8 protein-coding genes and 1 pseudogene are annotated in these 11,783 nt (G+C 65.0%); 7 read left to right on the plus strand and 2 right to left on the minus strand.

Annotated elements, in window-relative coordinates; translation table 11 throughout:
* Positions 1-536: 536 nt before the first annotated feature.
* Positions 537-668 (plus strand): annotated as a pseudogene (locus tag LI953_RS12585) (IS3 family transposase); the annotation flags it as partial.
* A gap of 263 nt (positions 669-931) precedes the next feature.
* Here LI953_RS12585 and LI953_RS12590 read toward each other — a convergent pair.
* Complete coding sequence (locus LI953_RS12590; RefSeq protein ID WP_227076439.1) at positions 932-1,612, minus strand: TetR/AcrR family transcriptional regulator; 681 nt, start codon at positions 1,610-1,612, stop codon at positions 932-934.
* 74 nt (positions 1,613-1,686) lie between these two features.
* On the opposite strand from LI953_RS12590, the gene LI953_RS12595 reads away from it, so the two are divergent.
* From LI953_RS12595 to LI953_RS12620, 6 genes are all read left to right on the plus strand, one after another.
* Entirely contained in the window at positions 1,687-2,892 is a 1,206-nt protein-coding gene (locus tag LI953_RS12595) for an efflux RND transporter periplasmic adaptor subunit (protein WP_227076440.1), read from the plus strand.
* Between the two features lie 11 nt (positions 2,893-2,903).
* Entirely contained in the window at positions 2,904-6,026 is a 3,123-nt protein-coding gene (locus tag LI953_RS12600) for an efflux RND transporter permease subunit (RefSeq protein ID WP_227076441.1), read from the plus strand.
* Between the two features lie 3 nt (positions 6,027-6,029).
* Positions 6,030-7,472, plus strand: a complete 1,443-nt coding sequence (locus LI953_RS12605) for an efflux transporter outer membrane subunit (protein ID WP_227076442.1) — start codon at positions 6,030-6,032, stop codon at positions 7,470-7,472.
* Between the two features lie 245 nt (positions 7,473-7,717).
* The gene (locus LI953_RS12610; RefSeq protein WP_227076443.1) at positions 7,718-8,812 is read left to right on the plus strand and encodes a sugar ABC transporter substrate-binding protein; all 1,095 of its coding nucleotides are present in this window, start codon (positions 7,718-7,720) and stop codon (positions 8,810-8,812) included.
* A gap of 63 nt (positions 8,813-8,875) precedes the next feature.
* The gene (locus LI953_RS12615) at positions 8,876-9,655 is read left to right on the plus strand and encodes an ATP-binding cassette domain-containing protein (protein WP_227076444.1); all 780 of its coding nucleotides are present in this window, start codon (positions 8,876-8,878) and stop codon (positions 9,653-9,655) included.
* Positions 9,652-10,869, plus strand: a complete 1,218-nt coding sequence (locus LI953_RS12620) for a sugar ABC transporter permease (RefSeq protein WP_227076445.1) — start codon at positions 9,652-9,654, stop codon at positions 10,867-10,869. The genes LI953_RS12615 and LI953_RS12620 overlap by 4 nt, the downstream gene beginning before the upstream one ends.
* Positions 10,870-10,969: 100 nt before the next feature.
* Here LI953_RS12620 and LI953_RS12625 read toward each other — a convergent pair whose 3' ends face one another.
* Positions 10,970-11,704 carry an ROK family protein gene (locus LI953_RS12625; RefSeq protein WP_227076446.1) on the minus strand — a complete coding sequence of 245 codons (735 nt, stop codon included), beginning with the start codon at positions 11,702-11,704 and terminating at the stop codon, positions 10,970-10,972.
* Between the last annotated feature and the right edge of the window lie 79 nt (positions 11,705-11,783).

An 11,783-nucleotide genomic window follows, 5' to 3' on the forward strand; every position in this document is an offset into this window, starting at 1 on the left:
TCGGCCTCGGCATCGCCGCGCTGAACGCCGATGCCGCCCGTGAGGTGTGGTCCGCCGCCCGCGAGGAGCATAGTGCGGCGGCATAGACCCGCTGCCAGAGGATGACTTGTAGTTGTCGCGCACTTAGGATTTACGCGGCAAACGCGCGAAGGCAATACATTGATAAACATGCATATTTGGCTTTCGGCAGGGGACGACCTGAGGACATCCCCGACAGGGGGCGGTTAGGCAATGGCAGATTTCTGCCTGAGACCGCTATATAGCCGTAGGGCAGCTCACGGCCCTATGCACGAGCGTTTTCGTAGTTCGAGCGGCAACGATCAGGTGGAGGAAGGATTAGATCGATAATATGACGACGTCGGCATCGTGCCCCCGCAACCACCGACAGTAAACCCTCGGGAACAGATCGTGACCGAGGGTTTTTACTGTTTGAAATCCCAGACAATTTGCCGCTGGCATCCCCCACCGTGGTCAGGTGCAGGATCGCCGCCAGATCGCCATGCTGCTCAGCCGCCAAGCCGTCCGAGGCCTCGGCGTCTGATGGACGTGCATTCCGACTCTTAAACGTGCTGGACGAGTTCAACCGTGAGGGCTTGGGCATTGAGGTCGACTTCTCACTGCCTGCAGAATGGTTGATCCGCAGTTTGACCCGGATCATCGAACCGCGCCGAGCAGCCGGGCGTGCTGGGGGCTGAAGTTATCCACCGCTGCGTTTCGTTTGGAATCAGGGGTTTGGCGCCATGTTCAGATTGCGCCATGCCCGCCCCGTTGCCAAAAATCTGCACGAAATACCTCATATTTTCGAAATTCAGCGGATCCGCCCACGGTTTATGTCCGGTTGCGGCCCCATCCCGGTTGTCCAGGCTTTTGCCGCGATGTCCACATACTTATCCACCGGGTTATCAAGAGTGCTGTGGATAAGCCACGCTGCTCACGCCCCGGCGCCGTGCAAAAACAGGTCGATGCAGGCCAGCAGATGCGCGCGGCGCTCGGCGCGGTCGGGCGTCTCGCTCAGGCTGATCCCCCGTTTGAGCAGCGGGCCGAACACCATATCCGAGAGCATTCGGGCGTAACCGGCGTAATCACCCGGGCGCAACCGCCCTCGCGCGGCCTGCCCGGCAAGGTAGGAGCCGAGCGCGCGCAGCGAGACGTCGCCGCCATGGATTGTCTTGATCTCGCGCAGCTCAGGGTATTGCCGCTCCTCGATCAGCACCAGGCGTTGCAGGCCGAGGCGGCGGCGCTCGGCCTCCTCGTCGAGGTCAAGGCGGAAGATGTCCGCCAGCCCAGCCGCAATCGGCTGTTCCTCATCAACCGGAAAGCGCAGCCAGAGGTTACGCTCGGCGGCAATCACCGCCGCGAACATCGCCGCCTTCGAGGGGTAGAACCGGTAGAGCGTCTGCTTCGAGATGTGGCAGGCCGCGGTGATGTCGTCGGTGGTGGTGGCGCCGTAGCCTTTTTCGACGAACAGCCGCCGCGCCGTCTCCACGATCTGCTGGCACTGCGCGTCAGACGGCAGCTTTCTCGGCCGCCCGCGGCGGCGGACCAGATCGTCACACAATTCGTTTTCCTCCACCGGCTCATCCCGCCATGCCGCCAGGGTATGCGTGTTCAAGCATGGCCCAGGGTTGACTTGGCGTGAACCGAAGCAATATCCGTACCCGCGAGTACTGTAAATATAGGGGTCCGATGCGCTTTGTCTCCGGTGACTCACGTCCTGCCATTTCGCGCCTGGGCCTGCCAGCGCGGCTGGGCGCCGCGCTGTGCCTCGGCGCTGTCGCCCTTGGCCTGAGCGGCTGCGGCAAGAAACAGAGCGCCGCGCCCCCGACGCCGCAGGTCGGCGTCATCACGCTCAGCCCCACCCCGGTCGCCCGCACCACCGACCTGCCCGGGCGCACCACCGCCTATACCATCTCCGAGGTGATCCCGCAGGTCAGCGGCATCATCCTTAAGCGCTTGTTCGTGGAGGGCTCGGCGGTGACCGTCGGGCAGCAGCTCTACCAGATCGACCCGGCGACCTATCAGGCGACCTATGACGCCGACATGGCGACCCTCGCGCGCGACCAGGCGGCGCAGGCCGCGGCCCAGGCCCAGGCTGAGCGCGACAAGCCCCTCGCCGCGGCGCAGGCCATAAGCCAGCAGACTTACGACAACGATGTCGCCGCCGCGCGCGAGGCGGCCGCCAATGTCGCCGCGGCCAAGGCGGCGGTCGAGCAGGCCCGGATCAACCTGCAATACACCAAGGTGCTGTCGCCGATCAGCGGCACGATTGGCGCTTCCAGCGTCACCCAGGGCGCGCTCGTCACCGCCGATCAGGCCACCCCGCTGACGATTGTGACGCAGCTCGACCCGATCTATGTCGATCTCAACGAGTCCTCGACCACCTGGCTGCGCCTGAAACAGGAAATGGAGGCCGGACAGCTCGACCGCTCGGGCGAAAACGCGGCCAAGGTCACGCTCACGCTTGAGGATGGCAGCACCTATAGCCTGCCGGGCCGGCTGCAATTCTCGGCCGTCAATGTCGATCCATCGACCGGCACCGTGCTGGTGCGGGCGCTGTTTCCCAACCCGCAGCATTTGCTGCTGCCGGGCATGTATGTGCATGCCGAACTCGCGGAGGGCATCGACAAGGGCGCTCTGCTGGTGCCCGAGCAGGCGGTGTCGCACAACACCGCCGGCGAGGCGACCGTGCTGGTCGTGGATGATAAAAACATCGCCTCGCTGCGGGTGATCACCACCAGCGGCAATCTCGGCAATGACTGGATCGTGAGCAGCGGCCTGCAAGCCGGCGAGCGCGTGGTCGTGGATGGGCTGATGAACGCCACGGTCGGCCAGGCGGTCACGCCCGTCGATGAAACCGCGAGCTTCGCCGCCCGCCCGAGCGTCCAGCCGTAAGAGGGGCCCTTATGTCACGCTTCTTCATCGACAGGCCGATTTTCGCCTGGGTGCTGGCGCTTGTGCTGATGATGGCCGGCGCCATCGAGATCACGCAGATGTCGATCGCGCAATATCCCTCCATCGCGCCGCCGGCGATCGCGATTTCCACCACCTATGCCGGCGCCTCGGCGCAGACGGTCTCCGACACCGTGATCCGCCCGATCCTGCAGCAGATGTCGGGGCTGGACGGGCTGGAATATATCGACGCGACCGCCGAAGCCAGCGGCTCGGCCACGATCACCCTCACCTTCAAGCAGGGCACCGACCCCAACGTCGCCCAGGTACAGGTGCAGAATAAGCTCTCGCTGGCCGAGGCGAATTTGCCCTCGGCGGTCAACACCGCGGGCATCAGCGTGAAGAAGGCCCAGAAGAACTACTTCCTGTTCTTCGCGCTGGTCTCCACCGACGGCTCGATGAACCGCTCCGATATCGCGGATTATATCGCCTCGAATATCGAAGACCCGGTCACCCGCGTGCCCGGTATCGGCGATTACACGCTGTTCGGGTCCGAATATGCGATGCGCATCTGGCTCGATCCCGACAAGCTCTATCAATACGGGCTAACGGTGAGCGATGTCGTGAGTGCGCTTAAGGCGCAGAACGTGCAAATCCCCTCCGGCGAGCTGGGTGGCCTGCCAGCCGTGCAGGGGCAAACGCTCGACGCCACCATTATCGGCCCGAGCGAACTCTCGACACCCAAGCAATTCGGGGATGTGCTGCTCAAGGTTGAGCCCGGCGGCGCGCAGGTGCGGCTTCAGGATGTCGCCAAGATCCAGCTGGGCGCGCAGAGCTATGCGGTGAATGCGCTGTTCAACGGCAAGCCCGCCGCCGGCATGGGCCTCAAGCTCACCCCGGGCGCCAACCAGCTCGACACCGAAAAGGCGGTGAAGGCCGAGCTCGCCCAGCTCACGCAAAACCTGCCGCCGGGGCTCAAGCTCGTCTACCCTTACGACACCCAGCCCTACATCGTGCTGTCGCTGCGGGAGGTGGTGCTCACCCTGCTGGAGGCCATCGCCCTGGTCTTCGTGGTGATGCTGATCTTCCTGCAAAATCTGCGCGCCACGCTGATCCCCACCATCGCCGTGCCGGTGGTGCTGCTCGGCTCCTTCGGTGTGTTGGCGGCGTTCGGCTATTCGATCAACACGCTCACCATGCTCGCCATGGTGCTGGCCGTGGGGCTGCTGGTGGATGACGCCATCGTGGTGGTAGAAAATGTCGACCGCCTGATGCATGAGCGCAAACTCTCGCCCCGCGAGGCGGCGCGCCAGTCGATGGACGAGATCTCCGGCGCGCTGGTCGGCATCGCCTTGGTCCTGGCCGCCGTGTTCCTGCCAATGGCCTTCTTCGGCGGCTCGACCGGCGTGATCTACCGGCAATTCTCGGTCACGATCATCTCGGCGATGGTGCTCTCGGTGCTCACGGCGCTGATCTTCACCCCCGCGCTCTGCGCGACCTTGCTGCGCCCGCCCAAGCCCGATGCCGGCCAGCACGGCTTCTATGGCTGGTTCAACCGCGTGTTCGAGGGCGCCCGCAACGGCTATCTCGACGGTGTGCGCAGGTTCATCCGCCATCAGCGGCGCACGCTGTTCGGGTTCGTCTGCATCACCCTCGCCATGGTGGTGATGTTCAAGCAGCTGCCCACCGGCTTCCTGCCCAATGAGGACCAGGGCCTGCTGCTTGGCCAGCTACACGGCCCGGCCGGGTCCACCGCCGAAACCACGGCGCATCTTCTGGCCGATGTCCGCCAATATATCGACCAAAACGAAGCCCAAAACGTGAAATCGCTGTTCACCGTCACCGGCTTCAGTTCCGCCGGGCAGGCGCAGAGCCAGGGGTTCATGGTGTTGCTGATGAAACCCTGGGCCGACCGGCCCGCGGCCTCGCAAAACGTGGCCGCCGTGGCCGCGCGGGTGATGGCGCATTTCGCCGGTAACCGCGCGGGCAAGGTGTTTCTGCTGCAGCCGCCGCCGGTGCTGGAGCTTGGCAGCGCGACCGGGTTCGATCTCGAACTGCTCAACACCGGCAATCTCAGCGGCCAGGATTTCTACAATGCCCGCAACCAGTTCGTGGCGATGGCCGGCAAGGACAAATTGCTGGCGGCGGTGCGCGCCAACGGCCTCGATCTGGCGCCCGAATTCCAGCTCAATGTCGACCGCGAGAAAGCCTCGGCCCTGGGCCTGAACATTGCGGATATCGACACCACGATCCAGGGCGCGCTGGCGTCGGAATTCGTCAACCAGTTTGTCCGCAACGGGCGGGTCAAGGATGTCTATGTCCAGGGCCAGCCAGACTCGCGCATGCAGCCGAGCGACCTCGCCAAATGGTATGTGCGCAACGCTTCCGGCGGCATGGTGCCGTTTGACGCCTTCCTCACCGGCACTTGGACCACCGGACCGCAATCAGTGGAGAATTACAACGGCGTCACCGCCTATGAAATTCAGGGCCAGCCGGCGCGGGGCGTCTCCAGCGGCGCCGCCATGGCGGAGGTGCAGAAGCTCGCCGCCAGGCTGCCCAAGGGCGTGAGCATGGCATGGACCGGCATTTCCTATGAGCAGGTGCGGGCCGGGTCGCAGACGGGCGCGCTCTACACCATCTCGGTGGTGTTCATCCTGCTTTGCCTGGCGGCGCTGTATGAGAGCTGGTCGATCCCGGCGGCGGTGATGCTGGTGGTACCGCTCGGCGTGATTGGCGCGGTGGCCGCCAATCTCATCCGCGGCATCGATAACGACGTGTATTTCCAGATCGGCCTGCTCACCACCATGGGGCTGGCGGTGAAAAACGCCATCCTCATCGTCGAGTTCGCCCGCGCCTTCTATGAGCGCGGCGAAACCCTGGCCGAAGCCGCCCTGCATGCGGGGCGTGAGCGCCTGCGCCCGATCCTGATGACCTCGATCGCCTTCATCTGCGGCACCTTCCCGCTGGCGGTGGCTTCCGGGGCGGGGGCGGGGGCGCGCACCGCCATCGGCACCGCCGTGGTCGGCGGCATGTTCACCGCCACCGTGCTCGCCATTTTCTTTGTGCCAGTGTTCTTCATCGCCGTGCTCACCTTCACCAAAGTCAAGCGCCGCGCCGAGCGCGGCGCGGAGGGTTGATCCATGCCCCGCCTGACCCAAGCCGCCCCGCTGGCCGCGCTGCTGCTGGCGGGCTGCACGCTCATCCCCGCCTATCAGCGCCCGGCTTTACCGGTGGCCGATGCCTGGCCCGCGCCGGGGGGCGCCGGCGCCACCCCCGCCGCCGATATCGGCTGGCGGGACATGTTCCAGGACCCGGCCTTGCAGGGGCTGATCGCCCTCAGCCTCGGCAATAACCGCAACCTGCGCGTCGCCGTGCTCAACATCCAGGCTGCCGAGGCGCAATACCGCATCGACCGCGCCAGCCTGTTCCCGAGCGTGGACGCCACGGCGAGCATGAATGCCTACCATACCCCCGCCGAGGTGACGGGCGCCGCCGCGCCGACCAATTTCCGCGAGTTCAGCCTCGGCGCCGGGGCCGTGGCGTGGGAGCTCGATCTGTTCGGCAAGCTGCGCTCCAAAGCCGAGCAGGCCCGCCAGCTTTATCTCGATGATGCTGACACCGCGACCGCGGCGGAGATCTCGCTGGTGGCGCAGGTCGCGGGCGAATACGAAACCTGGCTCGCCGACCGCGAATCCGAGCAGATCGCCGCCGATAGCGTGACCGCCGATCAGCGCAATCTGCAGCTGGTCTCGCTGGAGGCCGCGCATGGCGAGGCCAACGCGATGGAGGTGGCCCAGGCGCAGACCGCGCTGGACGCCGCCCAGACCAGCGTGGCGCAATATCAGCGCGCCGCCGCCCAGGACATGGACGCGTTGGTCCTGCTCGCGGGCGCGCCGATTCCGCCCGCGCTGCTGGCCCGGATGCAGGCGGTGAACGGGTTGGACGCCGAGCCCGCGATCCCGCCCGTGCCCGCCGGGCTGCCCTCCGACCTGCTCGTCCGCCGCCCGGACATCCGCGCCGCCGAGCACGCGCTGCTCGCCGCCAACGCCAATATCGGCGCCGCCCGCGCCGCCTTTTTCCCCTCCATCAGCCTCACCGCCGATGGCGGCACGGCCAGCCACACGCTCAGCGATTTATTCGCCCCCGGCTCCGGCGCCTGGAGTTTCGCGCCCCAGATCACCCTGCCGATCTTCACCGCCGGGGCGAATTTCGCCGCCCTCGACCAGGCCAAGATCGAGAAGCGCATCGAGGTCGCCAATTACGAGGCCGCCATCCAATCGGCCTTCCACGACGTCTCCGACGCGCTCAACGCCCGCGCCAGCTACGACACCCAGCTCGCCGCCCAGCAGAATTTGGTGGACGCCGACACCCGCTTCCTCAGCCTCGCGCAGATGCGCTTTCAGGCCGGGATCGATTCTTACCTCAACGTGCTGACCGCGCAGAACCAGCTGCTCACGGCGCGGCTGGGCTATGTCTCGGTCGAGCTGGCCGCGATGCAGAACAACATCACCCTGTATAAGGCCCTTGGCGGCGGCTGGCAGGAAACCAGCCAAGCCTCCACGGCGGCCAAGCCCAGCGCCTGACGCCATCTCCTCACCGGACAGAGCCGCGCCGCCCCGCCTGAGAAGGGTGGGGCGGCTTTGCTGCGCTGCAAAAAATCCCTGGTTACGCCTGCGGATATTCCGCTTGACAGGGTTTGCCGGCGCCGTATAGGTATGTTTTTACGAGGGTAAAAATAATTGGGGTCATCGTCTGCCCGCCGCCGCGCAAGAACCACCGGAAGGCGGCGGGTTTATGAAAAGCAAGTCCAAAAAGGGAGAAAACCATTATGAAATCAAAGGCTCTTTATGGGGTCACGGCGCTGTCTCTGGCCATGGCTGGGGCGCTGCCTGCGCTGGCGCAAACCGTCAGCCCGCCGCAGGTCAGCCAGATGACCGCCAAGCCCATCACCATCGCCTTCCTGATGCCCGAGAATTCTTCGCCGCGCTATGAGCAGGTTGACCGGCCGGAATTCTCGAAGATGGTGATGGCCGCGGACCCGAACGCCAAGCTCATCATCAGCAACGCCAACTCCAACCCGGACACGCAGCTCAACCAGGCGCAATCGGCCATCACCAACGGCGCCGATGTGCTGGTGGTTGACCCGGTGGACGGCAAGGCCGGTGCGGCCATCGTCGCCTACGCCGCGCGCAATCAGGTGCCGGTGATCTCCTATGACCGGCTGATCCAGGATTCCAAGCCCGCGGGCTATGTCTCCTTCGACAATACGAAGGTCGGTGAACTGCAAGGCCAATACATCGCCGACCACGTGCCAGTCGGCGGCTCGATCATCATGATCAACGGCGCGCCCACCGACCCTAACGCGTTTGATTTCCGCAACGGCGCGCTCTCGGTGCTCAATCCGCTGGTGAAAGCCGGCAAGCTGAACATCAGCTACACGGTGATGACGCCCGATTGGAGCCCCGAGAACGCGTTCCAGGAGACGCAGCAGGCGCTCACCCGCCTGGGCAACAAGGTCGATGGCGTGCTCGCCGCCAATGACGGCACGGCCTCAGGCGCCATCCGCGCGCTGCAGGCGGTTGGCCTCGCGGGCAAGGTGCCCGTCACCGGCCAGGATGCGACAAATGGCGGCCTGACCTTCATTCTTGAAGGTCTGCAATCGATGACCGTGTTCAAATACGTGCCGGATGAGGCCGCCGCCGCGGCGCAATTCGCCGTCGCCCTCGCGGCCAATGGTCAGCCGCCGGCCGGGCTGGTCAACGCCAAGGTGAATAACGGCAAGATCGACGTTCCCTCCGTGCTGCTCGCGCCCATCGTCGTCACCGCCGACAATATGAACGACACGGTCGTCAAGTCGGGCTATACCAGCCTGTCCTCCATCTGCGTGGGCGATGCCGCCAAGGCGACGCTCTGCCAGAAATAATCCCACGCCAACTTGGGAGATGAAATCCGCCATGGTTTCATCTCCATTTTTCCGGAGAGTCTCATGAGTTCAGCCAGCACGCAGGAATTGTTGAGCGTGAAGGGCCTGCACAAAAAATACGGTGCGGTCACGGCGCTGCGCAATGTCAGCTTCACCGTGCGGCGTGGCGAGGTAACGGCGTTGCTCGGCGATAACGGTGCGGGCAAGTCCACCACCATCAAGGCCATCGCCGGCGCCGCGCCTGCCGATAGCGGCGGCATTTTCCTCGATGGTCACGAAGTTCATATTCGCCGCCCCGCCGATGCCAGCGCGCTCGGTATCCAGACCGTCTATCAAGATCTCGCGCTGTGCGACAATCTCGGCATCTGCGCCAATCTGTTCCTGGGGCGCGAGCGCGTCAGCCGTCCGCTCGGTTTCGGGCCCGGATTGCTGCGTGAGGTCGATATGGAGGAGGAGGCGCGGCGCGTGCTGCAAACGCTGCGCGTAAACCTGCCCGCGCTAGACACGCCGGTCGCCGCTCTCTCCGGCGGCCAGCGCCAGGCCGTGGCCATCGCCCGTGCGGTACTCTGGGGCACCAAGCTCGTGATTATGGATGAGCCGACCGCCGCCCTCGGCGTCGCGCAGACCGCCGAGGTGCTGCGCCTGGTGCGCCATCTCGCGGCGCAGGGCTTCGGCGTGATCCTGATCACCCACAACATGCAGAACGTGTTCGAGGTGGCCGATAGTGTCGTCGTGCTGCGCCTGGGCGAAACGGTTCTGGAGGCACGCAAGGACGACCTGACGCCGGAAACCGTGGTGAGCTGCATAACCGGTTCACGCACCACCATCGGAGGCACGGCATGACCACGAACGCGGTGAATACCACAATGAGCCAGACCCAAAACAAGGCGCCGCTGCGCCGCTGGATGCAGAAATTTCTCCACTCCACCGATCTCGGGATGATCCCGGTGATCGCGGCGCTGATCGCGATCTGGGTCGTGTTCGAGATCCTCAATCCGCATTTCCTCACGCCGCGCAATCTCAGCAATTTGTCGGCGCAGATCGTCGTCACCGGCACGCTGGCGCTGGCCGAAACCTTCGTGATCCTGCTTGGCATGATCGATCTTTCGATCGGTTGGAGCAGCGTGGTCGCGGCCTCGGTGTTTTCGGTCGGCACGGTGTTCTTCAATCTGCCCGTCTGGCCCTGTGTTGGGCTTGGCATCGGCGCCTCCGTGCTCATCGGTTTTCTGCAAGGCCTGCTGGTCTCGCGTGTCGGCGTGCCGAGCTTCGTGGTCTCGCTGGGCGGCGCCATGATCGCCGAGGGCATCACGCTTGCCATGCTCACGCAGCATGGCGGCTCGGTGCCGCTCTCGGATGATCTTTCCACCGCCGTCGGCACGCTCAACGTGCCGCAAGGCTGGAGCTGGGGCATCGCGCTGGTGCTGTTCGCGCTGTATGCGGTGGTGCGGCTCAAGCGCCATGCCGATCGCCGCCGCCGGGGCGCGGGTGAAGCGCATACCATCGTCGTCGCCAAGCTCGCCTTCTCGTTGGCGGTGATGGTGATCGGCATCGGCCTGCTCTGCGCCTATCATGGCGTACCCATTCTGCTGGTCATCTTCCTGGCGGCGCTGTTCGGTAGCGCCTTCCTGACCAAATCCATGCAGTTCGGCCGCCATCTCTACGCGGTGGGCGGCAATGCCGAGGCCGCGCGCCGCTCCGGCATCAATGTCCGCTTCATCCAGCTTGCCGCCTTCACCATTGCCGGCGCGCTGGTTGGCCTCGGCGGCCTGCTCGATGCCGCGCGCCTTGGCGTCGCCTCCGCCACGGTGGGCGATAGCGACATCATGCTCAATGCCGTCGCCGCGGCGGTGATTGGCGGCACCAGCCTGTTTGGCGGACGCGGCTCCGTTTATGGTGCCTTCTTCGGCGCGCTCGTCATCGCCAGTGTCACCAACGGCATGGATCTGATCGGCGCGCCCTCTTCCGTGCGCTTCGGCGTGGAGGGTGTCATCCTGCTCGCCGCCATCACCATCGATACGCTGCTCCGCCAGCGCCGTCTGCGCTCCGGCCGCGCCTGAGCCAGCGCGAATGAAAGCGGGCTGAACCTTGAGGTTCAGCTCGTTTTTTTGTTGCATGCTACAAAAAACCCCGGCGCTTCACCGGGGTTTTTGCATCCGCCTATTTCAGCGCCAAACTCACATCGTCGCGCCACAGCTTGGCGCCGCCCGCCAGCGCGGCTTCGTTCATCGCCAGCTTCACGCCGCCAGGCAGTTCGTCCGGCGTGAACAGACGCGCATTGCCGCCGCCCAGATAGAGCGTGTCGAAATTCACCAAATCGCGGACACGCCGCAGCGTCTCCAGCACATGCGCCTTCCAGCGCGCTTCGCCGCTCCGCTTCAACGCCGCATCACCAACGAAATCGTCATAGCTCGGCGCCTCGCCAGCCACATGCCGGCCAAGCTCGATCTGTGGGGCCGGCACGCCATCGCGGAACAACGCGAATCCCATGCCGGTGCCGAGCGTCAGCACCACTTCTATTCCCTCGCCCGCAATCACGCCGAGACCATGCATGGTCGCGTCATTGGAGAGCCTGACCGGGCATCCAAATCGTTGCGACGCCATCGCGGCGAGATCCGTTCCCTGCCAATTCGCGGTGCCGAGATTCGGCGCGGTGAGAATGACATTGCGCTTGATCGCGCCTGGAAAGCCGATGGACATTGCGTCGAACTCGCCAAGCGGCGCCACGAGCGCCACGATCTCCTCAAGCAGCGTCACCGGCGTCGAGCCTCGCGGCGTCGGACAACGGCGCACGGGCGCCAGCATCTCGCCTGCGGCGTTCAACACCGCCGCCTTCACGCTAGTGCCACCGATGTCGATGGACAGAATTCGTTCAGGATGCATCTCGGCTTTCATCTCTTCCCCCAAAAAGGCAGGAGGCCCGCCTGGTGTCAACCGGGCAGGGCCTCCCCAATTCGTAGAGCCGCCGCTCGGC

It is taken from the genome of Acidocella sp. KAb 2-4 (assembly GCF_020567705.1).
Lineage (GTDB): Bacteria > Pseudomonadota > Alphaproteobacteria > Acetobacterales > Acetobacteraceae > Acidocella.